The sequence below is a fragment of the Neomicrococcus aestuarii genome, from assembly GCF_014201135.1.
Lineage (GTDB): Bacteria > Actinomycetota > Actinomycetes > Actinomycetales > Micrococcaceae > Neomicrococcus > Neomicrococcus aestuarii.
The window spans coordinates 734,555-761,112 of the sequence record NZ_JACHDR010000001.1 but is presented as its reverse complement, the minus strand read 5'-3'; the positions used below and the strand labels follow the sequence as shown (position 1 = coordinate 761,112).

Genomic DNA, 26,558 nt, shown 5'->3' with positions numbered 1-26,558 from the left:
ATTACCTTCCAGCCATTCTGATCACCCTCGCGATCATTGTGGTGGTCTTGGGCCTCATGGCGTTGGGCTGGCGTAACCGCCTCAAGCGCCAAGCGGACGTCCCCGTTCCGCCGGCTGTCCCGGCCACGTTGAGCGAACCGCTCGTTTCGGGGCAGGGAACGTACATTACGACGACGACCGCTCACGATTATCTGGATCGTATTGCCGTGCACGGCTTGGGAATCCGGACGAACGCCGAGCTTTCAGTTCATTCTGAAGGCGTGCTGTTGAACCGCGACGGTGCAGCGCCGGTGTTCATTCCGGCAGGTTCCTTGCGTGGCGTTCGTCTCGAATCGGGCATGGCCGGAAAATTTGTTGAAAAAGAGGGCTTGATCGTGATCGAGTGGAACATTGGTGCCCACGAGGGCATTCAGGATTCCGCTGAGTCCAACGTCGATACCGGTTTCCGGGCCCGTTACCACCAGCAGCAATCAGAACTTTTCGCGGCGATCGAATCCATCGCGCCGCACACCGCACACAACGAGAGGAAGTCGGCATGAGTACCGCCACCTTGCAACCAGCAGTTTTGGTGTTGGAGGACGGCCGCATCTTCCGCGGACAGACCTACGGATCCACCGGAACCACCCTTGGCGAAGCCGTGTTCAACACGGGTATGACGGGCTACCAGGAAACCCTGACGGATCCGTCTTACGCACGCCAGATTGTGGTCCAGACGGCTCCACACATCGGCAACACCGGCGTCAATGAGACGGACAACGAATCCCGCAAGATCTGGGTTGCCGGATACGTGGTGCGCGATGCAGCGCGCCGCCCCTCCAACTGGCGCTCCGAGGGCTCCCTGAACGATCTCCTTGCAGCTCAGGACATCGTGGGCATCCAGGGCGTCGACACCCGTGCTCTCACGCGCCACTTGCGCGATCGCGGAGCCATGAAGGCCGGCATTTTCTCCGGCGAGGCTGCACAGCGCCCGGAAGCCGAGCTTCTCACCGAAGTCAAGAACCAGCCCTCCATGGCCGGTGCCCGCCTGGCTGAAGAGGTTAGCGCTGACGCAAGCTACGTCGTCGTACCTTCAGAGCACGGATGGGAAGGCGAGCCAATCTTCCGTATCGCCGCCCTAGATCTGGGTATCAAGGGAATGACACCGCAGCGTTTCGCCGAGCGCGGCGTGGAAGTCCACGTACTGCCTGCAAACTCGACACTCGCCGACATCGAAGCCGTCAACCCAGACGGTGTCTTCATGTCCAACGGACCCGGTGACCCGGGCACCGCTGACGCACAGGTAGAGCTCTTGCGCGATGTTCTTCGCAAGGATCTCCCGTTCTTCGGTATCTGCTTCGGCAACCAGATCCTCGGCCGCGCGCTGGGATACGGAACGTACAAGCTCAAGTTCGGTCACCGCGGTATCAACCAGCCCGTCATAGACCACACCACCGGCAAGGTGGAAATCACCGCGCAGAACCATGGCTTCGCCGTGGATGCGCCGGTGGGGGAGCCCACCACCGCGCCGCTGGCCGAATTCGGTCGCGTCCAGGTGAGCCACACCTCCCTGAATGACAACGTGGTGGAGGGCCTGAAGTGCCTCGACATCCCGGCGTTCTCCGTGCAGTACCACCCGGAAGCCGCCGCGGGACCACACGATGCCGCTTACCTTTTTGATCGATTTGTAGACACGATGCGCGCGCATCACGAAGCCACGAACGTTGCTGGCCAGCAGGAGGACAAGAACTAATGCCAAAGCGCAATGATTTGAAGTCAGTTTTGGTGATTGGCTCTGGACCGATTGTTATTGGTCAGGCCGCCGAATTTGATTACTCCGGAACTCAGGCGCTGCGCGTTCTCAAGGAGGAAGGCATCCGTGTCATCCTCGTGAACTCCAACCCCGCCACCATCATGACGGACCCGGAACTTGCTGACGCCACCTACGTTGAGCCGATCACCCCTGAAGTGGTGGAGAAGATCATCGCCAAGGAGCGCCCGGATGCGATCCTTCCAACCCTCGGTGGCCAGACGGCACTGAATACGGCCATTGCTCTGGACAAGTCCGGTGCTTTGGAGAAGTACGGCGTGGAACTCATCGGCGCGAACATCGCCGCTATCGAGCTCGGCGAAGACCGCGAGAAGTTCAAGGGCGTTGTGGAACGTTGCGGCGCCGAAAGCGCGCGCAGCCACATTGTCCACTCCATGGAAGAGGCCCTCGTGGCCGCCGCCGACCTCGGCTACCCGCTGGTGGTTCGCCCGTCCTTCACCATGGGCGGCCTCGGCTCTGGCATGGCCTACAACGAAGCTGACCTGCACCGCATCGCCGGCGCAGGTATCCAGTACAGCCCCACCTCCGAGGTCCTCCTCGAAGAATCCATCCTGGGCTGGAAAGAGTACGAGCTCGAAATGATGCGCGATAAGAACGACAACGTGGTGGTTGTCTGTTCTATCGAAAACTTCGACCCCGTAGGCGTTCACACCGGTGACTCCATCACCGTGGCACCGGCCATGACGCTGACGGACCGCGAATACCAGAACCTGCGAGACATCGCTATCGCGGTCATCCGCGAAGTGGGCGTGGACACCGGTGGTTGCAACATCCAGTTCGCCATCGAGCCGTCCACCGGACGCGTCGTGGTCATCGAAATGAACCCACGTGTGTCCCGTTCCTCCGCGCTGGCTTCCAAGGCAACCGGCTTCGCCATTGCCAAGATCGCCACCAAGCTGTCCTTGGGTTACACGCTGGACGAGATCCCGAACGACATCACCAAGAAGACGCCTGCGTCCTTCGAGCCAACCCTCGACTACGTCGTGGTCAAGGTGCCTCGTTTCGCGTTCGAGAAGTTCCCGGCAGCGGACCCAACGCTGACCACCACCATGAAGTCCGTTGGCGAGGCCATGGCTCTGGGCCGCAACTTCTCCGAAGCTCTGCAGAAGGCCTTGCGCTCGCTCGAGCAAAAGGGCTCCGAGCTCACCTTCGATGCGCCAGCACCGGAAGAGATTCCAGAGCTTGTTGCCGGCACTCGCGTGGGCACCACGGGACGCTTGCGCAATGTGCAGCGCGCCCTTTTGGGTGGTGCCAGCATTGAGGAACTCTACGAGGTCAGCGGCATTGACCCATGGTTCTTGGACCAGCTGGTACTCATCAACGAAATTGCCGAAGAAGTGCGCACCGCGCAGAACCTCACCCCAGAGGTGTTGCGTCTTGCCAAGCGCCACGGCTTCTCTGACGCCCAGATCGGCGCCCTGACCCACACCGCCGAAGATGTTGTTCGCGGAGTGCGTCACGCGCTGGGTATTCGCCCGGTCTTCAAGACGGTGGATACCTGCGCGGCCGAGTTTGAGGCGTACACGCCGTACCACTACTCGAGCTATGACGAAGAGACCGAAGTGGGCCACCACGAAGGCAAGTCCGTCATCATCTTAGGCTCTGGTCCCAACCGTATCGGCCAGGGCATCGAGTTCGATTACTCCTGCGTGCACGCCACCATGGCACTTCGCGATGCTGGCTACGAGACCGTCATGGTCAACTGCAACCCGGAGACCGTGTCCACGGACTACGACGTTTCGACGCGCTTGTACTTCGAGCCGCTGACCCTTGAGGACGTCCTTGAGGTCATCGCAGCTGAAGAAGCCACCGGTGGCGTCCTGGGTGTGTTCGTGCAGCTCGGCGGTCAGACTCCGCTGAAGCTCGCACAGGCTCTTGCTGACGCTGGAGTGACCATCCTCGGCACCAGCCCAGAGGCCATCGACTTGGCCGAACACCGTGGCGCGTTCTCTCAGGTGCTCGAGCGCGGAAACCTCATTTCTCCACGTAACGGAACCGCGGTGTCCTTCCAGGACGCTAAGAAGATCGCAGACGAGATCGGCTACCCGGTCCTCGTTCGCCCGTCCTACGTTTTGGGCGGCCGCGGCATGGAGATCGTCTACGACGAAGAGAACCTCTCCCGCTACATCGAGAATGCCACCGAGATCACCCCGGACCACCCGGTACTCGTGGACCGTTTCCTCGAAGACGCCATCGAGATCGACGTCGACGCGCTCTTCGACGGCACGGACCTCTTCGTGGGCGGCGTGATGGAGCACATCGAAGAAGCCGGCATTCACTCCGGTGACTCGGCTTGTGCACTTCCACCGATCACCCTTGGGCCAGACACCATCGAGCGTGTAGCCCGCGCAACGCGCGCCATCGCTGAAGGCGTGGGCGTCCGCGGTCTGATCAACATTCAGTTCGCACTCGCCTCCGATGTTCTCTATGTAATCGAGGCAAACCCCCGCGCGTCCCGTACGGTGCCGTTCGTCTCCAAAGCAACCGGTGTCCAGCTGGCAAAGGCTGCAGCGCTGATTGGCGTCGGCGTGACGATCGCTCAATTGCGCGGAAACATCCTTCCCGCGCAAGGCGATGGATCCCGTTTGCCGTCCGACGCTCCGGTGGCCGTGAAGGAGGCAGTGCTTCCGTTCGCTCGCTTCCGCACCGTGGACGGTCAGGCCGTTGACTCCCTCTTGGGCCCAGAAATGCGCTCGACGGGTGAGGTCATGGGTATTGACTCGAGCTTTGACATCGCTTTCGCGAAGAGCCAGGCCGCGGCGAACAACCCGTTGCCGACCTCCGGCAAGGTCTTCGTCTCCGTGGCGAACCGGGACAAGCGCGCCATGGTCATGCCGGTCAAGCGACTTGCCGACTTGGGCTTTGAGATTGTTTCGACCGGTGGCACCGCTGAGGTGCTCCGCCGCAACGGCATCAAGGCCACCGTGGTGGCCAAGGTGCACCAGGGAACGGGTGCTCAGACCATCGTTGACTTCGTCACCAACGGCGAGATCGACATGATCTTGAACACCCCTTCGGGTGGCGACTCGCGGATTGACGGCTACGAAATCCGTGCGGCCGCCACCAGCGTTGGCACCCCGGTTATCACTACGGTCGCCGAGTTCTCTGCCGCCGTCCAGGCGATTGAGTCCATGCGCAACACTGAGTGGGAAGTTCGCAGCCTTCAAGAGCATGCCAAGAACTTGGCTGCTTCTCAGGCGGCAATGCTCGCTGGGACGCAAGCGTGAGCGAAACCAGCGGCGTCAAGCGCGCTAGCTTTGGTGAGCGACTCGCGGACGCCATGGCTACCCGCGGGCCGCTCTGCGTAGGTATTGATCCGCACCCGGCGCTTCTGGCGCAATGGGGATTATCGGACGACGCCGCAGGCTTGCGAACGTTCTCTCGTGCGGTTTTGGAGGCCACGGCAGATATTGCCGCCACCATCAAGCCTCAAGTGGCGCTTTTTGAGCGCCATGGTTCCCGGGGGATCGGGGTGCTTGAGGAAGTGTTGGCCGAAGCTCGCGAACGTGGTGTTCTGACGATCGCGGACGCGAAGCGTGGAGACATTGGATCCACCATGCAGGCCTACGCTGAGGCGTGGCTTGCTGATGGTTCACCGCTTGCTGCTGATTCGCTCACGGTCAGCCCGTACTTGGGTTTTGAGTCCTTGCGACCGGCGCTTGATCTCGCGGCCGAAACAGGACGCGGCATCTTTGTGCTGGCGCTCACCTCCAATCCTGAAGGCGCCAGCCTGCAGCACGTTGGCGGTCAAGACTCCGTAGCTCGACGCATCACTGAAGCCGTGGCCGAAGAGAATCGCCGCGCTGCAGAGCGAGCTGCAAACACCGAAGGCTCAGGTGCCGGAACCTCCAGCTCCTCCACATCCGGTGCAGTGACGATGGGTTCTGTAGGACTGGTGGTCGGCGCAACCGTGGCAGGTGTGGCTCGTGATCTTGGCATCGACTTGCCGGGAACCAATGCTCCTCTGCTCGCCCCAGGCTTGGGTGCACAAGGCGCTACGCCTGTGGCAATGCGTCAGGATTTCGGTGCGGCGTGGCCATTGGTATTAGCCAATAGCAGCCGTGGAATTTTGAAGGCTGGCCCCAGCGTGGAATCGCTTCGGGCGTCCGCGCTGGAAACGATTGCGAGCCTTACTCAGTAATTCATGACCGTGGTGGAACCTCGATACTTCGTTTAATATCCAATTTCCTAAATTCGTTCGGAAAATGGGTTGATTAGGCGCCTTTTGTTCGCTAGGTTCAATTCATGCTGTGACGAAAGATCCCACTTTTGTTGCAGCATGAATAATCCGTCACCAGGCATTAATTCTGAGGAGCTGCCAGTGGTACTCAAAGACCTTTCAGATGAGGATCGCGCTAACGCTCGTGCCAAGGCACTCGAAGCACGCACTCGTCGGGCCAGCATCAAAACCGAATTTGCAGCGGGGGAGCTCTCCATTTCTCAGATTCTGGAACTAGTTCCAGATGATGAAGCAATTGCCCGGCTGCGTGTGGGTGAACTATTGGAAGCGCTTCCGGGCGTAGGAGCCGTGCGTGCTACCTCCATCATGCACAAGCTGGGAATTTCAGAATCCCGGCGTTTGCGAGGGTTGGGTCGCAAACAGAAGAACGCCCTCACGGACTATTTCAACAACTCAGCGAAGTCGAATTCTCGTCCTCGCTAGCGTACTGTTGACTCGCTAAAGAGCTGCGCGGGAGAACTGCGCAGCTCAGTACGGGCGTATCGAGGAGAAGAAGTGAGTCACCCAGAACCCATCGAGAACACCAACTCAACGGGTAAAAGATCCTCGATAACCGTGCTTGCCGGACCCACCGCCGTGGGCAAAGGAACCATCTCTACCTACATTCGTGACAACTACCCTGAAGTGTGGTTGTCCGTCTCCGCCACCACACGACAGGCCCGACCAGGCGAAGTAGACGGAACTCACTACTTCTTCGTCAGCTCGGACGAGTTTGCACGTATGGCTGAGAACGGCGAAATGTTGGAGTGGGCCGTTGTGCACGGACGGAACTCGTACGGCACCATTCGAAAGACCGTTGACGACGCTGCGGCGTCCGGAAAACGTGTCCTCCTTGAGATTGATCTCCAGGGTGCGCGACAAGTCAAAGAGTCCATGCCGGAGGCTCAGTTCGTGTTCTTGGCGCCTCCCAACTGGGACGAATTGGTGCGACGACTTATTGGGCGCGGCACGGAAAGCCCCGAAGAACAGCAGCGTCGACTAGATACGGCTAGAATAGAACTCGCTGCCGAGCCGGAATTCGATGTCACGATCATCAATGACGACGTCAAGCGAGCCGCCGATGAACTGGTGACCCTGATGGGGCTGACTCCGAAGACCGATCACGAAGACCACTCACAGTAGCTTTTTGAAGCGGCCTCGCCGCGATTGATAGCAGCACGAAACACTCTAAAGAAGGTATGGAAACGTAGTGCCCAACGAACTTGAAGGCATCATTAACCCGCCGATCGACGAACTCTTGACTCGCACGGATTCCAAGTACGCCTTGGTCATCACCTCTGCGAAGCGTGCTCGTCAGATCAACGCGTACTACTCACAGTTGCACGAAGGACTGTTCGAGTACGTTGGACCCCTCGTAGACACCAAGCTCAACGAGAAGCCACTGTCCATCGCAATGCGCGAATTGAACGACGGCATGCTGGATGTCAAGCCTAAGGCCCCAGTGGCCGACGCTGAGTCTGAACAACTCTAAGAATTAGATACTGACGTCATGGCTCGAATTGTCCTCGGTGTCAGCGGCGGCATCGCCGCATACAAAGTGGCCTCGCTTCTTCGGTTATACCGGGAAGCGGGCCACGACGTAGACGTCATTCCCACCCGCAACTCCTTGGAGTTCGTGGGTAGAGCTACGTGGGAAGCCCTCTCTGGCCGGACGGTCACCGAGTCGGTGTTCCAGGACATTGAGTCTGTTCGCCATGTTCGCCTAGGACAAGAGGCCGACCTCGTGGTGATCGCTCCAGCAACGGCAGATGTGCTGGCTCGTGCCGCAACCGGCCAAGCTAACGATCTTCTTTCCGCGACCCTTCTGACCGCTCATTGCCCGGTGGTCTTTGCGCCGGCGATGCACACCGAGATGTGGTTGCACCCGGCCACCCAAGCAAATGTGGCAACTCTTCGCTCGCGTGGCTGCACCGTGATTGACCCGGCCGACGGCCGTCTCACGGGTAAAGACTCCGGCCCTGGTCGGCTCCCCGAGCCCAGCGATCTTTTCGACGCGACCACCGCTGTCCTTGAAGCGCATGTGCGCACGACTCAAGCCGCGTCGTCGTCCTCAAATTCTGCCGAAGCTGAAGTACCTTCAGCTCGCCCGTTCGAAGGCAAAATCGTCACCATCTCCGCTGGCGGCACACGCGAACCCCTAGACCCCGTCCGCTTCCTTGGTAACCGTTCATCGGGTCGTCAGGGCGTCGCTATTGCTCAGGCTGCACTCGATGCCGGCGCAGACGTTCGATTTGTGGCCGCTCACATGGATGTTCCTGCCCCCGAAGGCGTGATTTTGACCACGGCGTCTACCGCTCTTGAGCTTCATGAAGCAGTGTTCGAAGCCGCACGAGGCGCGGACGTCCTCATCATGAACGCGGCCGTTGCCGACTTCCGTCCCAGCGAGTACGCGGACTCGAAGATTAAGAAGCAAGACGATCACGCGGACCCCATCATTCACTTGGTACGCAACCCTGACATCCTCGCCGATGTGGTGGCCGAACGTGATGCGAATGATTTTTCCACGTTGCCCCCATTGATTGTGGGTTTTGCCGCTGAAACCGGGGATACTTCCGGTTCTGTACTGGAATATGGCGCCGCCAAGTTGGCCCGAAAGGGCTGCGAGATGTTGGTGGTCAACCAGGTGGGACAGTCACTGGTCTTTGGTCAGGACACCAATTCTGTGACGATTCTTTCCGCTGACGGAACAGCTCCCGTTGAATTCTCCGGCACTAAGTCTGAAGTCGCCGAAGTTCTCCTTGAAACGATTGCAGCACGGGTAGACTCGCAAGACAAGTAAGCGACTGTCACGCCCACTTCACCCACAGCCGCGATCTATCCACCGTGTTGGCGCCCGAAAATGAGTGCGTCACGTGAGCTATTAGGATTGGTTCGTGATTTCCCAACAGCAAAACCTGCGCTTGTTTACGTCTGAGTCCGTGACCGAAGGTCACCCGGACAAGATTTGCGATCAAATTAGCGATGGAATTCTTGATGCGTTGCTCGCTCAAGATCCCGAAGCCCGCGTCGCTGTCGAAACCCTGACCACCACTGGACTCGTCCACGTCGCTGGCGAAGTGACGACGAGCGCCTACGTGGAAATCCCACAGATTGTCCGGGAAACCATCTTGGGCATCGGCTATGACTCCTCAGCCAACGGATTCGATGGCGAACGCTGCGGCGTCTCCATCTCCATCGGCCAGCAGTCCGCTGAGATCTCTGATGGCGTGACCAACTCTCTCGAGGTCCGCGAATCCGGGTCCGTTGATCCCATGGACGCACAGGGCGCCGGCGATCAGGGCATCATGTTCGGCTTTGCGAGCGATGAGACGCCGTCCCTCATGCCGATGCCAATCTTCTTGGCGCACCGACTCTCCGAGCGCCTGACTGCTGTCCGCAAGGAAGGCATCTTGCCGGAGCTGCGTCCCGACGGCAAGACGCAGGTCACCATTGGCTATGACGGCGACAAGCCAGTCAGCATCGATGCTGTGGTGGTTTCTGCTCAGCACGCAGACACCTATGAGCTGGAACGCCTCAAAGAAGACTTGAAGAACCACGTGGTGGATCCGGTCATCACTGCCTCCGGCCTGGATGTCGCGGATGCGAAGATCATTCCTAACCCCGCAGGCCGCTTTATCATTGGTGGCCCTGTAGGAGATGCCGGTCTGACCGGTCGCAAGATCATCGTTGACACCTACGGCGGATTCGCTCGCCACGGTGGCGGCGCCTTCTCCGGCAAGGATCCATCGAAGGTGGACCGGTCCGCGGCCTACGCAATGCGCTGGGTTGCCAAGAACATCGTCAAGGCCGGACTCGCACGCCGTGCAGAAGTTCAGGTGGCTTACGCCATTGGTCAGGCCGCGCCGGTAGGACTGTACGTGGAGACCTTCGGTACCGAGCAGGTGGATCCCTCCCGCTTGCCGGAAGCGATCCGCAGCGTGTTCGACCTGCGTCCGCTCGCCATCATCCGCGACCTGAACCTGAAGCGTCCGATCTATCAGCGCACGGCAGCTCACGGTCACTTTGGCCGCGAAGAGCCTGACTTCACGTGGGAAAACACGGATCGTGCCGCTGACCTGCGGTCGTTCTTCAACGTCTAGACGTGTCACCCACGGATCACGAGGAACCGGAGTCACTCCCGGGCTTGGACGTGGCGGCAGAGCCCGTCTCACCCTCACGTCCAAGCAGCCTCGAACCCGCGCCGGTCCTTCCGATCGCGCGCGTAGTACTTGAACAACCCGTTCCGCACTTGGATCACCCTTTTGACTACCTGGTGCCGCTTTCCCTGCACGACGACGCCGTCCCCGGCGCTCGTGTCAGCGTGCGGTTTGGTGCCCAGAAGTTGGGCGGCTTCATTCTGGAACGCCGTGATGAGGCCGAGCCCGGCGTCTCACCCATTCCACTGCTGAAAGTCATCACTGCGCTTCCCGTGCTGAACCCGCTCGTCGCGGTAGCCGCGCGTGCGGTTGCCGATCGTTATGCAGGAACGCTCTCCGATGTTCTACGCGCCGCGATTCCTCCGCGCGTTGCCAGCGTCGACAAGGAATTTATCGCCGCCACGGCCGAGCCCAGCGATACCGAGGGTGCCTCAGGAACCCCAGCTGCGTCGTCGTACGTCCTAGGAACCACCAACCCGTGGCGGCACTACGAGGGCGGGGAGCAGTTCCTGACCGAATTAGCGGCGGGGGGAAACCCGCGAGCCGTCGCGACCGTGCTGCCGGAAACCGCAGGGGACTGGGCAGAACTGGCACGGGAAGCGATGCTTGCCTCCGTCAGCTCGGGCCGCAGTGTGGTCATGGTGGTCCCGGATGCACGCGACCTCCAGCATCTCGAATCCACGTTGCAATCCAGCGCCGCTGACCTTCCTTTCGCACGACTCAACGCCGAGGACGGACCCACCCCGCGGTACCGAAACTTCTTGAGTGCCGCTCTCGGCAACGTGCAGGTGGTGGTGGGAACGCGCTCAGCAGCGTTAGCGCCGGTCGAGAAGCCGGGACTCTATGTGCTGTGGCAAGACGCCGACCAGAGTTTGAGCGAACCCCGAGCGCCCTATCAGCACGCACGCGAAGTGCTCCTGCTGCGAGCCAACGAGGAAGGGGCCCCTCTGCTGGTCCTGTCCACGAGCCGCAGCGCGGAAGCTCAGCGACTGGTCGCCACCGGGTGGGCTCGCGAGCTGGCTCCGTCGCGCGACGTACGCCGAGAATTCTCGCCGCGCGTGGTAGTCACGGGAGACGATTTTGAGCGCGAGAAGGATCCCTTCTTGCACGCTTCCCGTCTTCCTCGCGCCGCGTGGCAAGCCGCTCAGAAGGCTCTGGAAACTGGCCCAGTGCTGATCCAGGTGGCGCGCACGGGCTTCATCCCCACCACCTCGTGTGAACGATGCCGCACGGCCGCGACCTGCATGCACTGCCACGGCCCGCTGTCATTTACGGGCGGCTCGCGCGTGCCCTCCTGCGGATGGTGTGGACGCGTGGCGAATGCGTGGAGTTGTTCGGTGTGTGGGTTCACCCGGTTGAGGGCGCGATCCATCGGAGCGGACCGAACCGCCGAAGAGCTGGGGCGCGCATTTCCTAAGGTTCCCGTGGTCTCAGCAACGGGCGCGCACCCAAAATTTGCGGTCTCTTCCCAACCGCAGCTGGTTGTCGCCACCCCTGGCGCGGAACCGCGAGCCGAGGGTGGATACCAAGCTGCGTTGCTCTTGGACGGGGACCGATCGCTCATGCGCGAAGGATTACGCGTGGCCGAGGAAGTGATGCACCGGTGGTTCGCCGCAGCGTCTTTGGTCAAGCCCGCATCAAAGGGCGGCCTCGTAGTGATTGCTGCTTCTCAATCGGATCCGACGCAAGCAATGGTGCGCGCGGATGCGGCCGGCTTTGCGTGGCGGGAGCTGGAACAGCGTCGTGACGTGAATTTGCCACCGGCCTGCCGTTCCGCAGTCATCGAGGGTCCAGCTACCGCAAGCGACCAGTTCGTAGCCGCATTGAACCTCCCCGAAACGGTCACCACTCTGGGTCCCGTGTGGATGGAAGAAGGGCAACACCGTTGGCTCTTGTTCTTCCCGTATGCGGCGGGCGCTCAAGTGGCGCGAGAGCTCAAAAACGGAAAAGTGCGCTCGAGCACGCATCGGTGGCCCATGGTCTCAGTCCGCGTTGATGATTCCAGCATGCTCTAAGCGGGATTCTTGCAGCAGGACGTTGGCTAAACCAGCGCCTGCCTTGAGAACACGAGCTACTGAAGGAACCCACGTACCGCGGCAGCAGCGGAAAACGGCGTTTCGTAATGAATCAAGTGCCCCACGCGAGGAATCACCGTCAAACGTGCATCAGGAAACAGCGACGCCAGGTGCTCTTGTTTCGGGACGCTTCCCAGCTCATCGAGTTCACCCACAATCAACAGCGTGGGCACCGGGATCCGAGTAGCGTAGTCCCGCACGGATTCCTTGATGGAGGACTCGTAGGACTGTTGCAGCACATCGATGCTGGCGAACCCGCCAAAGTAAGTGCGGTGTTGGTTGAAAACGTACCGGCGAATATCGGCGTCCTTGGACTTGGTCATCGCAAAGGAAGTGACGTCTGTGGCGAGGCGCATCTTGATGAAACTCTCGCCGAGATCGCGGGGGAGTAGCCGCGCAAAACCGTAGTATCCCTGAGCGAGGTAACTGAGTGCGCGCTGGCTGCTTTCCAACGCCGGCTCGCAAATGGGGTTGATCAGGATCAGCGATTGGAACGATCCCGGATGCTGGGCCATAAAAGCGGAGGTGACAATGGATCCATAGGAGTGGCCCAACAAGATGGCGGTGTCGCTTATCCCCAGCACCTTCTTCAGTGCCTGAATCACCAAACCGTACCCAGCGACGTCGTGCTTTGTGCCCCAGTAAGCGGTGGACTCCCCGAACCCGGGCAAATCCGGAACCACAAAGGTGTACTCGGGCAGCGCGTTAATGATGCGACGCAAGCCGTGATGATCGCCGCGGAAACCGTGGATCGCTAGGATCACGCCGTCGCTCGTGGCTTTGAAATGGCCAGAAACCTCATCCACGATGGCCCGCTGATGCTGCACTGTGGCGGGATAGGTGTACACGCGGACGTCTGATTCCTCGACCCGCACCGTCGTCGCCACGGCCGGACGGTCATCATTGAGCGGCTGATCTGATTGCACGTCATCAGCCTACGGTGTTTCACTCGTTGACTCGCGGCGCTCTGCCGAATAGTTTCAGGTCATGTCCAGTTTTATGTTGGCAATTGACCAGGGAACTACTTCAACGCGCGCCGTGATCTATGACGTTGCCGGTAAAACCATCTCGAGTGGGCAGACGGAGCACCGGCAAATCTTCGCTCAACCCGGCTGGGTAGAGCACGACGCGTCCGAAATCTGGAGCAATACGCGCGAAGTGGTGGGAATGGCTCTGGCGAAGGCGAACCTCACACGCCAGCACATTGCTGCCGTGGGAATCACCAACCAGCGCGAAACCACGGTGTTGTGGGACAAGCGAACCGGCCAGGCACTGGGACCGGCCATCGTCTGGCAAGACACCCGCACCCAGGATTTCGTCGAAAAGCACACCGCAGACGGTTTCGCCATCGCCATGAAGGACATTTCCGGACTGCGCTTGAACACCTATTTCTCGGTTTCAAAATTGGCGTGGCTACTCGATAACGTTCCGAAAGCTAGGGCGTTGGCCGAAGCGGGGCACGCGGCTTTTGGCACCATCGATTCTTGGATCCTCTGGAACATGACCGGGGGAGCGGATGGCGGAGTTCACGCCACGGACGTCACGAACGCGTCCCGCACGGGGCTCATGGACATCTACAGCTGCACGTGGTCGGCGGAGTTGTGCAACGAACTCGATATCCCGTTGTCAGTTCTTCCGGAGATCAAGCCCTCGTCCGGTCACTTTGGAGTGTGCCACGCGGATCAGCTGTTGCGGGACACCCCGATCACCGGAATCCTGGGCGATCAGCAGGCGGCCACCTTTGGTCAGGCCGTCTTTGAACCTGGCGCGGCGAAGAACACGTACGGCACGGGCTGCTTTTTCAATTTCGTTACTGGCGAGACTCCCGTGGTGTCCACCGAGGGCCTCCTCACCACCGTTGCCTACCAGCTGGAGGGGCAGCGCCCCGTATACGGGTTGGAGGGATCCGTAGCCGTGGCCGGTTCGCTGGTGCAGTGGTTGCGGGACAACCTGGGCATCATTTCCTCGTCGTCTGAAGTGGAGGCCCTAGCGGAATCCGTGCCCGATAACGGCGGCGTCTTCTTCGTCCCGGCGTTCTCTGGTTTGTACGCGCCGTATTGGCGCCCCGAGGCGCGCGGTGCGATTCAAGGACTGACGCGGTTTGCCACGAAGGCTCACCTCGCCCGCGCGGCGATAGAAAGCACGGCTTTTCAAGTGCACGACGTCGTAGCTTGCGTGAGCGCTGAGAAGCTCTCTGACGGTGGGGCCCTGAAAGAATTACGTGTCGACGGTGGCATGGCCGTGAACAACGCACTCATGCAGTTCCAAGCGGACATTCTGGGTATTGATGTCATCCGTCCGCAGAATGTGGAAACCACATCTCTGGGGGCAGCCTTCGCAGCCGGATTAGCGGTGGGATTCTGGGAAGATCTCGACGCGCTACGCAGCCTGTGGTCTGAGGAGCGGCGCTTCACTCCCTCCATGGACGAGGACACCAGGAAATCGTACTTGGGGCAGTGGAACCGGGCTGTGGGCAACACCGTAGGGTGGCTTGATCCGCTCACCTAGAGCGAGCTTTCGCGAATTAGCACACTTCGGCCTAATATTGAAGGGTGAATCAACACGTCCTACTACCGTAAAGCACGCTTCGACGCGTGCATGCCCTTGCATTTTCTGCTTCGCGGAAGGCAGGGGTTTTTCTTTGGTAGGAGCGTCGCTTGACGCAGCATGAATCACCATCACTAGAGCGAACGAGAAGTCGTTCTCAGGATTTCAGGAGTCACACGTGAGCACGGAAGAGACCGGCACCTACGATTTCAAAGCGGCCGAGTCCAAATGGGTGAAGGTTTGGGACGATCTCAACGTCTACAAGCCCCTCGACGACGACTCCAAGGAGCGTCGCTACGTGCTCGATATGTTCCCGTACCCCTCGGGTGACCTTCACATGGGCCACGCCGAAGCATTTGCCATGGGTGATGTGGTGGCCCGTTACTGGCGCCAAAAGGGCTACGACGTCCTGCACCCGATCGGCTGGGACTCCTTCGGCCTGCCGGCGGAAAACGCCGCGATCAAGCGCAACGCTCACCCTGCCGAGTGGACCTACAAAAACATCGATACGCAGGCCGATTCCTTTAAGCGTTACGGCATCTCCGTTGACTGGTCGCGGCGCCTGCACACCTCGGACCCCGGCTACTACCGGTGGACCCAATGGTTGTTCATCGAGCTGTATAACCGCGGACTGGCGTACCGCCAGAACTCGCCCGTGAACTGGTGCCCTAAGGACCAGACCGTGCTCGCTAACGAGCAGGTTGTCAACGGCGCTTGTGAGCGCTGTGGCACCTTGGTCACGAAGAAGGAACTGAACCAGTGGTACTTCAAGATCACCGAGTTTGCGCAGCAGCTGCTCGATGACATGGAGCAGCTCGAGGGCCACTGGCCTGAGCGCGTGCTGGCCATGCAGCGCAACTGGATTGGCCGTTCCGAAGGCGCTCACGTTGATTTCGTGATCGAGGCCCTCGAGGCTGACGCCGCCAGTGAGCGTAAGGTCACCGTCTTCACGACGCGCCCAGACACCTTGTACGGTGCTACGTTCTTCGTGGTGGCAGCTGATGCCAAGCTCGCAGCTGAGATTGTTGCGCCTGAGCACCGTGAAGCGCTGGACGCTTACCGTGAACAGGTCAAGGCTCTTTCTGATATTGAACGTTTGGCCACGGACCGTGAGAAGACCGGAGTCTTCTTGGGCCGTTACGCCGTCAATCCTTTGAACGGCGAGAAGCTCCCGGTCTACGCTGCCGATTACGTACTGGCCGATTACGGTACGGGCGCCATCATGGCCGTCCCTGCTCACGACCAGCGTGACTTGGACTTCGCGAAGGCGCTGGGACTTCCAGTGCGTGCCGTCGTCAACACCGGGGAAGAAGATCCAGCCGAGACCGGAGTTGCAACTTCCGGTGAAGGCAAGCTCATGAACTCGGGCGAGCTGGATGGCTTGTCCAAGCAAGAGGGAATCGCTAAGGCGATCGAGCTGGTCCGCGCTCAGGGCACCGGTGACGCGAACACGAACTTCCGCTTGCGTGACTGGTTGGTCTCCCGCCAGCGCTTCTGGGGTGCACCGATCCCGATCATCCACTGCGAGACCTGCGGTACCGTTCCGGTTCCAGATGATCAGCTGCCTGTGCGCTTGCCAGATGACATGCGTGGCGAGCAGTTGGCCCCCAAGGGTCAGTCGCCGTTGGCATCCAACGAAGCCTGGGTCAATGTGGAGTGCCCGAAGTGTGGTGCCGCCGCAAAGCGTGACACGGACACCATGGACACGTTCGTGGACTCCTCTTGGTACTACTTGCGCTTCATGTCCCCAAACAACACCGAAGCCGCCTTCGATGCAGAGGCAATGAAGAAGTGGATGCCCGTTGACCAGTACGTCGGCGGCGTGGAGCACGCGATTTTGCACTTGTTGTACTCGCGCTTCATCACCAAGGCCCTTCACGATTTGGGTCACATCAACTTCAACGAACCATTCACGGCGCTGCTGAATCAGGGACAGGTTCTTAACGGCGGTAAGGCGATGTCCAAGTCGCTCGGCAATGGCGTTGACTTGGGTCAGCAGCTCGACGAGTACGGCGTGGACGCCATTCGTCTGACCATGGTGTTCGCCTCCCCACCGGAGGATGACGTGGACTGGGCAGACGTTTCGCCGTCCGGTTCCCAGAAGTTCTTGGCTCGCGCTTGGCGCGTGGCCCAGGACGTCACTAGCGAACCTGGTGTGGACTTCACTGCCGGCGACCGTGCGTTGCGCTCGGTTACCCACCGCACCGTGGCTGATGCGACGGAACTGTTGGATTCTGGCAAGTTCAACGTGGTGATCGCCCGCATCATGAGCTTGGTGAACGCTACCCGCAAGACCATCGACTCGGGTGCTGGCGCGGCCGATCCGGCAGTGCGCGAAGCCGCCGAAACGGTTGCGATCCTGCTCAGCCTCGTCGCCCCGTACACCGCGGAGGACATGTGGGAGAAGCTCGGCCACGAGCCATCCGTGACGCTTGCAGGCTTGCCAACCGTTGATCCAGCCTTGCTGGTGGAAGATACGGTCACCGCCGTAGTTCAGGTTCAGGGCAAGGTCCGCGATCGTCTTGAGGTGTCCCCGGATGTTACCGAGGACGCGTTGAAGGAAGCAGCGTTGGCGTCGGCCACGATTCAGCGTGCGCTTGAGGGCAAGGAGATTCGCACCATCATTGTGCGCGCCCCGAAGCTCGTGAACATTGTGACCAAGTAGCCCGGATAACTAGGTCTACGTAAGTTCACACCATGGACGAGGGAAACCCTAGGGCTAGGGTGCCGGGTTGGCTTGAGCGGTTGCGTCGCTCTCGGAGCGCTGTTGCCTCTGAGAGTGACGCAACCGAGGAGAGTCGGTCACCACGCATTGCCGTCGTGACCGACTCTGGCTCCTCCCTGCCTCCCGAGTTCGTGTCAGCCCACGCGGACGTGCTGACGGTTGTTCATATGCCCGTCATGATCGATGGGCAGATCTACGCGCAGGATCCTGCGAATATTGACCGCGAGCTTGCGTTGGCCTTGGCGCTCGGGAAGCCCGTCAAGACGTCGCGGCCAGCTCCCGGTCAGTTCTCCGAGGTTTACACAGCCCTTGCGGAGCGCGGATTCCATGGTGTCGTCTCTATTCACATTTCGGGGGAGCTCTCCGGAACGGCGGATGCGGCACGGCTTGCTGCCCAAGACGGGCCAATCCCCGTCGAGGTGATCGACTCCCGTACCGCTGGACTCGCTCAGGGCTTCCTGGTGATGGACACGGTGGAATTTCTTGAGAGGGAGGACGACGACGCAGCGCAGGTTCCGTCGTCGTCCTCCGAAATCAGTGGTCCCGCTAACGGAGCCGATTCTGCGTCTGACGTAGGGGAGAAGCTCGAGCCTTCATCTGCGGAGATTGCCGATCCTGTCGAGCAGATCTTCCAGAAAATCCGCACCCTCTGCACCACCGCAGTGCCAACTATCGACTTCGCTGTCCCGTCTCTAGACCAATTGCGAGCCGGCGGCCGTATCTCGGTAGCAGCATCGGTCCTCGGATCGTTGTTGTCCGTGAAACCGATTCTGCACCTTGTGGACGGCAAGCTCCAGGTGCTTGAACGCGTGAGAACTACGCCGAAGGTCTTTGCTCGGCTCTTAGAGCTGGCTATTCAAGAAGCGGAGCGAAGCGAAGTGCCGGTCCGCTTTGGAGTTCAGTCCTTTGGCAGCGAAGAGCTCGCGAGACAACTCGCCCGGGATCTTGAGAGCCATACCAAGTATCCGGTCATCATCACGAGTGTGACCACTGTTCTGGCCGCTCATACCGGGGCCGGAGTGTTGGCGATCTGCTGCGCTCCGGAGCGGTAGGAATCACCCACATCGGTAGTGCGGGAAATAAGTCGTTCGAACTAAACGAGGACACATTGTGCTTCGACCGAAATCGGTTGGGTCCGGTCGAACTTCCCACATCAATAGAGACTTGGACTAGCGGTGCCCCCGACTGGAATCGCCTGCCGCACCTGGCAGATCACATAGTGATCAGACAGAATTTCATAAAGTCTAAAGTTGTTCTGCAGTATTAAGGAATATTGCCTCTGCAGTAATTCCCCGGTAAAAACTCCAGCTTTCTAGATCATCGAAATTATCCGTTTCTCTAATGGCTATTTCAGGGATATCTATCACTTCCGGTGGCGAAGTAAGCCCTGTAGGCGATTCATGCGTCCTAACCGCTAATGAACATGGGATGGGAGTGCCCCCAGTTTGGTTGACTCCTGACTTGTGAGGATTCTGTCCTTGCAGGAAGGATGTTCCTGTGCGCAAGCCCTACCCCACCGAGTTCCGCCGCGATGTCGTTGCGGTCGCTCGGAAGCATGAAGCCCCTCTGGCGCAGATCGCCAAGGACTTCGGGATTTCCGAAGCCACTCTGCATAACTGGCTGAAGAAAGCCGACATTGAGGGTGGCGTCAGTCCCGGCGTCACCGAGAAGGAAACCGCAGAGTTGCGGGAGGCAAAGAAGCGGATCCGTCTCCTTGAGCAGGAGAACGAGATCCTGCGCCGGGCCGCGGTGTTCTTCGCCAGGGAGCTGCCCCCAAAATGAGCTTCCCGCTGGTCCTTGACCTTGCCGCCGACGGAATCCCCGTGGCGGTGACCTGCCGGGTGCTTGGCTTCTCCAAGCAGGCCTTCTACAAATGGAAGGCAAACCCTGTCTCCGACCGGGACAGAGCTGATGCGCACCTGATCAACGCAGCCCTGGACATCCACCGCGACGACCCGGCCTTCGGGTACCGGTTCATCGCCGATGAACTGCCAGCCCAGGGCATCAGGGCCGGGGAGAACCGGGTGCAGCGGCTCTGCAGCAGCCAGCGCATCTGGTCCGTCTTCGCCAAGAAGCGCGGGCTGAACCGTAAAGCAGGCCCACCAGTCCACGACGCCCTCGTCGGCCGGAACTTCACCGCCGCCGCACCCAACCGGCTATGGCTCACAGACATTACCGAGCACCGCACCGACGAGGGCAAGCTATACCTGTGCGCGATCAAGGACGTCTATTCGAACAGGATCGTTGGCTATTCCATTGATTCCCAAATGAAAGCGGCTCTGGCGGTCTCCGCGCTGCGCAACGCGGCGGCCCTGAGGTCACCGGAAGGGACTGTGGTGCACTCGGACCGCGGATCTCAATTCCGCTCCACTGCCTTCGTTAGGACGCTCAAAAGCCACGGATGGACCGGCTCCATGGGCCGTGTCGGCGCATGCGGCGACAACGCCGCCATGGAGTCATTCTTTGCCCTGCTGCAAAAGAACGTGCTGGACCGACAACGCTGGACCTCACGACAGGAACTACGCCTGGCCATCGTGACCTGAATCGAGAAAACCTACCACCGCCGGCGCCGCCAACGCAGCCTCGGTCGTCTCACGCCGATAGAGTTTGAGACAATCAAAACCGGCCTTCAAGCGGCCTGAAAACTATCAACCCCGAGAGTCAACGAAACCCGGGGCAGTCCCGATTGAAGCGATTGTAAAAACACGCCAGTTTATTTTTGGCCCATTCTTAACCGCCTCTGAGAGAGTCACGCCTTCTGGGGCCTTATCGATAACACTCATGCTCAGCTTCAACTCCGATTCTTGATCTTGACTGCGGAAAACGCATTACCTGGAGATGGCGATAGCAGCCCTTGTGGACCACTAGGGAAGGGAACTTCTAGTCCCGAGAAAATTGATTTGAACCATGCATCTTCCGGCTTCCGGATTACCAGCGAAACGATGCGCTGATAGCGGCTAGAGAAATTTACCGCTGTGGTTGTGAACACACTTTGACAGGAACGAGTGTTCAAGTCAAGAGTTCAAGTCCGATTGACCGATTGGCCGTTAGGTCGCCGCTTACAAATTCCAAGAAGCAGCCCGGCGCCCGCGGTTTTCACTCCCGCAAGTCGGCACTTTAAGTCTTTCAAGGAACCATCCTCCTTGAGTTCAAAGATTAATTACCGAATTTTCCGGCCTCCTCAGGAAATTCGACATCCACAGAGCGGGGTACCGTGAAGCACGCGGTCGCGGGCTCATCGGAATTTTTGAGGGCTTTCAATTTGGGTTTGTTCTAGCCCACGTTCCACGGAGTCCAACGAAACGATGACTGGTAATCGAGGCTGAGGCTTCTGACCGCTTTTTAGGTCTCTTATTAACCGTGCAATTCGCGGGTGGGCGCGAGTGGCCGCAGTCATAAAGTTCCCGTATTGGATCTTTATGGCATCGGCCAACGAACTGTACCTCCCGCGAGTCGACTTCCATGAATAGATCTTTATGGAGCGTTGTTTGAAATTTGGTCCAGTCTTGCTGGACTCCTTCTACTTCAGACATTAACTCAGCTGTAACAGCAACGAAACACCCGGAGATTTACCGCTAGTATTCTGGATTTCCCAGCAGTTACCAAAAGGGAGTAGATGTAGTGGATACTTTGAATGGAAAATTGAGCAAGGCCGGAGCAATCCACAAAGTGGAAGATGGCTTCAAGAATCTTCCGAGCATGCAAGTGCCTGGTTGTGAAGCGTTCATCGGCGATTCCCTCGCTAACCCAGAGGGTTCTGCAATCAGCTCTGGATTCTTCGAACTCAAAGCATCAGAACCGCTGATTTACGAGTACACCTACGATGAAATGAAGGTCGTCATTCAAGGCGAGTTCATTTTGACCGATCAAGCCACTGGTGAGGTGACCCACGCCAAGGAAAGAGACGTTCTCTTCTTTCCAAAGGGAACAACGGTCAAGTTTGAAACGACGGACTATGCCCTAGGTTTCTACACTGGCCATCGCTCTTTCGCTCCGTAAGTCATGGAAATTGACTTCACGAGCGTGCCCGCACCGGTAGGTGCCGAGTCACCTCCGGTTCGGGCACGCTCATTCATAACAGTTTCCTTTAATACCTCCGGTGCGAAAGTGACTCAAGCGTGGCTTCGGCAATCGAATTTCAGTAGCCGTTGTCGGCATATCAGCGTGGAACGCTTGGATTCCTTAGCCTGGGAAGACCTTCGAAACATAATTGGGAACGCTCGAGTCGGCGTCCATTTTGTATTTGCGGGTCCCCAGATGGACATCTATGCAGCCAGAGCACTTGCCCTGAGCGAAGGTGCGATAGATGCAGAGATCACACTCCTCGAGACGGAGATCCGTGATCGGAGAGTCTACTGTGCCCACTGCAGAGGAACCACGGTAACTCAAGAGAAGATCGGAACGATCACAACATGTTCGGGTTGTGCACGCGAACTGCAGATTTATCATCACTTCTCACGTAAGAGCGCAAGCTACTTAGGATTCATGGCAAACGCCGAGGAGGTCACATGACTGCAATACCAGTCGCAATGAGGCCGCGAGTCTCCAAACAAATGATCCTAGAAGTCGTGGACGTCAGAGACCTTTCGCCAAAAGTTAGGAGCTTTTCGTTCGCGAGTATCAGTGGCCAGCAGTTGCCAGCATTCGTCCCGGGAAGCCATATTGTTGTCGAGTTGGGCTCAAAGTCCAACTCGTACTCTCTAACTGGAAGCGGTCAATACCCGGACGCCTACACCATTTCTGTTGCATTGGCTCCGGAGGGCAACGGCGGATCGAAAGCAATGCATCAGCTGCAAGTCGGAGATTCAATAAAGGTCTCCTATCCGCGAAGTGCATTTGCGCCCGTGGCCTCGGCCCGACACCACTTGTTCATTGCGGCGGGCATAGGGATAACTCCAATACTTTCCCATGCCCGTGCTGCAGAAGAACTTGGCAGGTCTTCATCGCTTATGTACGTATTCCGGCCCACTTCGGGAGTACATCTTCAAGAGTGCCGTTCAATTTACGGGACCACTTTGACGGAGTACACCGACCGGGAATCCTTTAACTCGTCACTTCGTAGTGCTCTCCTTAACCAGCCCATAGGGACGCATCTATACGTCTGCGGACCAGCGGGCTTCATGTCTAGTGTTCTTCGTCTGGCCGAAGAGATGGGCTGGCCAACAGAGCGACTTCACTCGGAGCACTTTGAAGCTGACGTTCAAGGACCAGGTAAAAATTTCCAAGTAACGCTCGCTCAAAGCGGCCAAACGATCACTGTACCTGGCACCAAGTCACTGTTGGAAGCGCTTGAGGGAATCGGTATCTCAGTTCCCAATATGTGTCGAAAAGGTGTCTGCGGAGAATGTGCCGTTCCTGTACTGAAGGGCCGGGTTGAACACCGCGACCTCTATTTGACGGATGAAGAAAAGGCACTCCACGAAACTGTGATGTGTTGTGTGTCGCGAGCGCAGGAGCAAGAACTGGAGTTGGATCTATGAATGTCGAAATGCAGAGTGCCGGTTCATCCACGGACGAGATTGACTTTCAAGAAGTGCCGACTTTCGAATCAGAAGTGCCCAATCGAATCAGCGGCTTCCCGTTTCCTTTTCGGGATGATGTATATCGGTACAGCACAAATGTGGAGCCGGCCCTTCAACTTGTACAAACAGAAGCAGGTAGCTGGGGTGACAGGATCATCGATATTGATTCCAACTATCTGGAGGAGCTCAATCTTCGAGAGACTGTCTTAAGACTCGATCCAACCAGACTTCAAGTGATGAGCCATATGCGTCCAGCCGCCTGGGACGCCATCACAACGGTGCTACCTCAGATGGCCGCGACATATCCAGACATCATGAAATTTGAACGCCAAGGTAATCAATGCCGCTGGCAAAACGGATTGCAGGATATTGATCTAGAATTCACGGTCGGTGCGGATGAAACCCTACCCGAAGGACCTTTGCATTTTCTCGGTAGCCAAATCCAAGACGACATAGTGCTTATGGATCAAAGAGAGGGCAGCCTATGGCTCGACGCAGGTCTAGTGACCTTCGCCGCCGATTGGTCCGTTGGATTTGATGTTGGCATGCGATTTCTTGAGATTCATGGTCCCGTTCCCCGAGTCCATGAAGAACGGATCATTACAAGGGCACACCAGTTTCTACTTCGGCTCCAGCCTGGTGAACAGTATCGCAGAACCAACTGGACCATGACGGTCGACCGGCGATTGGACACTTCCACTGAGACGTACCCCGAATGGGGTAAGGACAGAACGCTCGTTGTTGATGACCCCACGCTGCCGGACCGACTTCACCTTCGCGTTGAAGTACAGCACTTGATCAAACTGCCTGCAACCGGCGCTCTGCTATTCCTTGTTCGCACTTATCTTGCTTCACTCCGCGAGATTGCAACCGTTCCCGAATGGCGTACGAGACTCGGCAAAGTTCTGGAGGAACTGCCGTCCGACATGGCGGAATACAAAGGCATAGATCGATATCGAAACGCAGCCGCACATTGGCTTCAAGGAGGCGACTAGCTGTGGGTGTCGTGACTTTAGATAGAAACATCTCGTCGTTTGAGCTCTCGGACAATACCGTAGATCCAAGCGGCAGTTCATATCTCCTCATCTCCTTCGGCCAGAACGAAAGTGAAACGCACGCTAGGGCCTTGCTGGCAGACGCAATGAATCATGGACCTGTGCAGTGGCTGACGTTCGCCAGTTTCAGTCCTGTATCTCGTCGGCCGATAGAGGGCGCCATTCGCTCATGCAGAAACGGCGTCAGAATAGCGATCATCGGAAATCAATTTGACGTATTGCAGTGTGCCGCATTGGCTCGCTCGCTCGGTGCACTCGAGAACGAAATTCGTAAACTCATCACGCAATCGTCCGACTTGCCGATCTATTGTGCACATTGTCGTCAAACTAGCCGAGTTGTTGGCACCCCAGGATCGGTCGTAGTTTGCTCGGCGTGTGCTCGTTCGGTTGAAATTCACGCCCATTTTTCTGAGTCAAAAGGCTGTTTCCTCGCATCCGATGCAAGAGCTCGGACATTGCCATGACGTCTCCACTCAACAACTCGACGGACTTATTCGGTCACCTGCATCCGTCCTTCGACACTCGCGCTCGGGAGCTAGTAGTCCAATCCGCTGCACAAATTACCCCTGAAATCACACACTTCATACTGGAGGACCCTGAAGGCCGAATTCTGACTAGCTATGAGCCCGGGAGTCACTTGTTCATTCAAGCAGGAGTAAAGAAAAACGCGTACTCGCTTGTTGGTGACGGTGTGAATCCTCGTCAATACGCAATATCTGTTCGGCGACAAGAAACCGGCGGAGGATCTGAATGGCTCCACGCGAATGTCAGCACCGGCAGCCGGGTCGTCGTTGAGGGTCCACGTTCCATGTTCTCGCCGGACCTTGGCGCAAGGAAGTATATGCTCGTCGCCGCCGGTATCGGCGTGACTCCAGTTCTTTCACATGCCCGCGCCGCTGCTAGGTGGGGAAGGCAAGCCGAAGTCATTTATATCTACAGACCCAATGCAGCTGCACACCTTGACGACTTGAGGAATCTAGATGGTAAAGGATTCATAAAGTTGTATGAAGCAGAAGGAAGACAAGCTGGATCGGCTTTGATACGCGAGCGATTTCATGTGCAGCCATTGGGTACACACGCCTATGCTTGCGGTCCGAGCGAAATGCTTGAGTCGTTTCGAACCGCTGGGATCAATGCAGGATGGTCATCTGAACGCCTACACCTCGAGAGGTTTGATCCACCAAAACAAGAGCCTGGAAAGTCGTTCCAGGTACACGTCACCTCAACTGGGCAAACACTAACGGTTGAGCCAAGTGTCAGTCTTCTCGAAAAGCTGCTCGAAGCAGGCCATCCTATTCCAAATCTTTGTCGTCAGGGAGTTTGCGGCGAATGCAAAGTGCAAGTCAAGTCAGGCACGATTGATCATCGCGACATCGTCCTAAGCGAAGACGAGAAAAATGCAAACTCATCAATGCTGTGCTGTGTATCGCGAGGCGAAGAAATTGAGGTGGACATATGAGCGTTGTTACAAATTTGGAGTCTCGGTATACGGAAAACCTCCCTTGGCCTTTTAGGGAGGAGCAACAAGACTTCCAATACTCAGTGAATGTGGAGCCCGCGCGCATCCTCAAAAAGACGCAGGCAGGCAAGTGGGGTGCCGAAATCGTTGATCTTGGTGGCGAAGAATACTTGCACATCATGAAGGAACGTCGCCGTATATTGGAAGAGGATCCGTCTCGTGTCCAGATACTCCCTGGCATGATGCCGGCCTGTTGGGACCTGCTGATGTACTACCTTAGAGATCTGTCCATCGCTCATCCGACGTCAATGCATCTGAAGGAAGACGGAGACGTCGTACATTGGCGAAACGATCTTCTGGGAACTGATCAGACCTTTCGCATCGGCGACGAAGATTCCCTCCCTTTCGACCCGTTGACCTTTCTAGGACGAGAAATTCCCGACGATCTTCTTCTTGTTAAGGAACGCGGGGGTCAACTCTATTTTGATGCAGGCTTAGTAACTTTCGCTGCTGCATGGTCGGTCACTTTCGATGCTGGAATGAGTTTTCGAGAGATTCATACTCCTGTCCCGCGGCTAAATGGAGAAGGAATAACATCACGTGCGGAACAATTTCTTATGCGCCTGCCACAGGACAAGGTATATCGACGAGTCAACTGGACTCTCTCAGCGTCTGGCTCACGGAAACTAGACATCAGCCTAGAGAAACTTCCAGAGTGGGGACAGGATATTCCTCAACTTTTAGCTACAGGTGATCTGGGAAACCTGCAGCTGCGAATTGAACTTGAACATTTCATTCGGCTACCGATGTCCGGGGCAATTACGTTCAGCATAAGAACTTTTATGGCTTCATTGAAAGAGATCAAGAATATCCCAATTTGGAGAGACCAATTGGCAAAGATTCTAATGTCTACCCCAGAGGACATTGCGACATACAAAGGCTTCATCGAATACCGAGAAGCGGCTGCCGCCTGGTTGCTTGAAAAATAGTGC

General features: G+C 58.0%; 21 protein-coding genes and 1 pseudogene. 21 read left to right on the top strand and 1 reads right to left on the bottom strand.

Annotation, left to right across the window (positions count from 1 at the left end):
• Positions 1–56: 56 nt before the first annotated feature.
• From HD598_RS03355 to HD598_RS03310, 10 genes are all read left to right on the top strand, one after another.
• Positions 57–539: a PH-like domain-containing protein gene (locus HD598_RS03355; RefSeq protein WP_221244712.1), complete on the top strand. Its 483-nt coding sequence runs from the start codon at positions 57–59 to the stop codon at positions 537–539.
• Positions 536–1,729 (top strand): glutamine-hydrolyzing carbamoyl-phosphate synthase small subunit, encoded by a 1,194-nt coding sequence (gene carA, locus HD598_RS03350; RefSeq protein WP_183663807.1) that lies wholly within the window; start codon positions 536–538, stop codon positions 1,727–1,729. The genes HD598_RS03355 and carA overlap by 4 nt, the downstream gene beginning before the upstream one ends.
• Positions 1,729–5,034 (top strand): carbamoyl-phosphate synthase large subunit, encoded by a 3,306-nt coding sequence (carB, locus tag HD598_RS03345; protein ID WP_183663804.1) that lies wholly within the window; start codon positions 1,729–1,731, stop codon positions 5,032–5,034. The genes carA and carB overlap by 1 nt, the downstream gene beginning before the upstream one ends.
• Positions 5,031–5,948, top strand: coding sequence for an orotidine-5'-phosphate decarboxylase (gene pyrF / locus HD598_RS03340; protein WP_183663802.1), 918 nt, complete (start codon positions 5,031–5,033; stop codon positions 5,946–5,948). Before carB ends, pyrF begins: the two co-directional genes overlap by 4 nt.
• 138 nt (positions 5,949–6,086) lie before the next feature.
• Positions 6,087–6,470, top strand: coding sequence for an integration host factor, actinobacterial type (gene mihF / locus HD598_RS03335; protein ID WP_221244583.1), 384 nt, complete (start codon positions 6,087–6,089; stop codon positions 6,468–6,470).
• A gap of 72 nt (positions 6,471–6,542) precedes the next feature.
• Positions 6,543–7,169, top strand: a complete 627-nt coding sequence (gene gmk / locus HD598_RS03330) for a guanylate kinase (protein ID WP_311538936.1) — start codon at positions 6,543–6,545, stop codon at positions 7,167–7,169.
• A 67-nt stretch (positions 7,170–7,236) separates the two neighbouring features.
• A complete protein-coding gene (rpoZ, locus tag HD598_RS03325) occupies positions 7,237–7,518 on the top strand; it encodes a DNA-directed RNA polymerase subunit omega (protein ID WP_071893543.1) in 282 nt (93 codons plus the stop codon).
• A gap of 18 nt (positions 7,519–7,536) precedes the next feature.
• Positions 7,537–8,826 (top strand): bifunctional phosphopantothenoylcysteine decarboxylase/phosphopantothenate--cysteine ligase CoaBC, encoded by a 1,290-nt coding sequence (coaBC, locus tag HD598_RS03320; RefSeq protein WP_183663800.1) that lies wholly within the window; start codon positions 7,537–7,539, stop codon positions 8,824–8,826.
• 94 nt (positions 8,827–8,920) lie between these two features.
• Entirely contained in the window at positions 8,921–10,126 is a 1,206-nt protein-coding gene (metK, locus tag HD598_RS03315) for a methionine adenosyltransferase (RefSeq protein WP_183663798.1), read from the top strand.
• Between the two features lie 2 nt (positions 10,127–10,128).
• Positions 10,129–12,198 carry a primosomal protein N' family DNA-binding protein gene (locus HD598_RS03310; RefSeq protein ID WP_311538935.1) on the top strand — a complete coding sequence of 690 codons (2,070 nt, stop codon included), beginning with the start codon at positions 10,129–10,131 and terminating at the stop codon, positions 12,196–12,198.
• 56 nt (positions 12,199–12,254) lie between these two features.
• Here the strand turns inward: HD598_RS03310 and HD598_RS03305 are convergent, their stop codons facing one another.
• Entirely contained in the window at positions 12,255–13,184 is a 930-nt protein-coding gene (locus tag HD598_RS03305) for an alpha/beta fold hydrolase (protein WP_183663796.1), read from the bottom strand.
• Positions 13,185–13,245: 61 nt separating this feature from the next.
• On the opposite strand from HD598_RS03305, the gene glpK reads away from it, so the two are divergent.
• From glpK to HD598_RS03260, 11 genes and pseudogenes are all read left to right on the top strand, one after another.
• Positions 13,246–14,766 (top strand): glycerol kinase GlpK, encoded by a 1,521-nt coding sequence (gene glpK / locus HD598_RS03300; RefSeq protein WP_183663794.1) that lies wholly within the window; start codon positions 13,246–13,248, stop codon positions 14,764–14,766.
• A gap of 217 nt (positions 14,767–14,983) precedes the next feature.
• Entirely contained in the window at positions 14,984–17,470 is a 2,487-nt protein-coding gene (gene leuS / locus HD598_RS03295) for a leucine--tRNA ligase (RefSeq protein WP_183663792.1), read from the top strand.
• Between the two features lie 155 nt (positions 17,471–17,625).
• Positions 17,626–18,582 (top strand): DegV family protein, encoded by a 957-nt coding sequence (locus HD598_RS03290; protein WP_311538934.1) that lies wholly within the window; start codon positions 17,626–17,628, stop codon positions 18,580–18,582.
• A 445-nt stretch (positions 18,583–19,027) separates the two neighbouring features.
• Positions 19,028–20,172, top strand: a pseudogene (locus HD598_RS03285) (IS3 family transposase).
• A 979-nt stretch (positions 20,173–21,151) separates the two neighbouring features.
• Positions 21,152–21,529, top strand: coding sequence for a cupin domain-containing protein (locus tag HD598_RS03280; RefSeq protein ID WP_311538933.1), 378 nt, complete (start codon positions 21,152–21,154; stop codon positions 21,527–21,529).
• Between the two features lie 3 nt (positions 21,530–21,532).
• The gene (locus tag HD598_RS13845; protein ID WP_409366171.1) at positions 21,533–22,042 is read left to right on the top strand and encodes a dimethylamine monooxygenase subunit DmmA family protein; all 510 of its coding nucleotides are present in this window, start codon (positions 21,533–21,535) and stop codon (positions 22,040–22,042) included.
• Positions 22,039–23,010, top strand: coding sequence for a PDR/VanB family oxidoreductase (locus tag HD598_RS13840; protein ID WP_183663788.1), 972 nt, complete (start codon positions 22,039–22,041; stop codon positions 23,008–23,010). Before HD598_RS13845 ends, HD598_RS13840 begins: the two co-directional genes overlap by 4 nt.
• On the top strand, positions 23,007–24,047 hold the full coding sequence (locus HD598_RS03270; RefSeq protein ID WP_260170478.1) for a heme-dependent oxidative N-demethylase family protein: 1,041 nt from the start codon (positions 23,007–23,009) through the stop codon (positions 24,045–24,047). The genes HD598_RS13840 and HD598_RS03270 overlap by 4 nt, the downstream gene beginning before the upstream one ends.
• Complete coding sequence (locus HD598_RS13835; RefSeq protein ID WP_409366170.1) at positions 23,933–24,571, top strand: dimethylamine monooxygenase subunit DmmA family protein; 639 nt, start codon at positions 23,933–23,935, stop codon at positions 24,569–24,571. Before HD598_RS03270 ends, HD598_RS13835 begins: the two co-directional genes overlap by 115 nt.
• A 173-nt stretch (positions 24,572–24,744) precedes the next feature.
• Entirely contained in the window at positions 24,745–25,566 is an 822-nt protein-coding gene (locus HD598_RS03265) for a PDR/VanB family oxidoreductase (protein ID WP_221244582.1), read from the top strand.
• On the top strand, positions 25,563–26,555 hold the full coding sequence (locus tag HD598_RS03260; protein ID WP_183663784.1) for a heme-dependent oxidative N-demethylase family protein: 993 nt from the start codon (positions 25,563–25,565) through the stop codon (positions 26,553–26,555). Before HD598_RS03265 ends, HD598_RS03260 begins: the two co-directional genes overlap by 4 nt.
• Positions 26,556–26,558: the final 3 nt, after the last annotated feature.

Bases quoted from the DNA above. Each gene is read 5' to 3' on its own strand.
- glpK (WP_183663794.1), top strand. From the start codon at position 13,246: ATGTCCAGTTTTATGTTGGCAATTGACCAGGGAACTACTTCAACGCGC.
- carB (WP_183663804.1), top strand. From the start codon at position 1,729: ATGCCAAAGCGCAATGATTTGAAGTCAGTTTTGGTGATTGGCTCTGGA.
- HD598_RS03260 (WP_183663784.1), top strand. From the start codon at position 25,563: ATGAGCGTTGTTACAAATTTGGAGTCTCGGTATACGGAAAACCTCCCT.
- HD598_RS13840 (WP_183663788.1), top strand. From the start codon at position 22,039: ATGACTGCAATACCAGTCGCAATGAGGCCGCGAGTCTCCAAACAAATG.
- HD598_RS03270 (WP_260170478.1), top strand. From the start codon at position 23,007: ATGAATGTCGAAATGCAGAGTGCCGGTTCATCCACGGACGAGATTGAC.
- mihF (WP_221244583.1), top strand. From the start codon at position 6,087: ATGAATAATCCGTCACCAGGCATTAATTCTGAGGAGCTGCCAGTGGTA.
- HD598_RS13845 (WP_409366171.1), top strand. From the start codon at position 21,533: ATGGAAATTGACTTCACGAGCGTGCCCGCACCGGTAGGTGCCGAGTCA.
- carA (WP_183663807.1), top strand. From the start codon at position 536: ATGAGTACCGCCACCTTGCAACCAGCAGTTTTGGTGTTGGAGGACGGC.
- HD598_RS03355 (WP_221244712.1), top strand. From the start codon at position 57: ATGGCGTTGGGCTGGCGTAACCGCCTCAAGCGCCAAGCGGACGTCCCC.
- coaBC (WP_183663800.1), top strand. From the start codon at position 7,537: ATGGCTCGAATTGTCCTCGGTGTCAGCGGCGGCATCGCCGCATACAAA.
- HD598_RS13835 (WP_409366170.1), top strand. From the start codon at position 23,933: ATGGCGTACGAGACTCGGCAAAGTTCTGGAGGAACTGCCGTCCGACAT.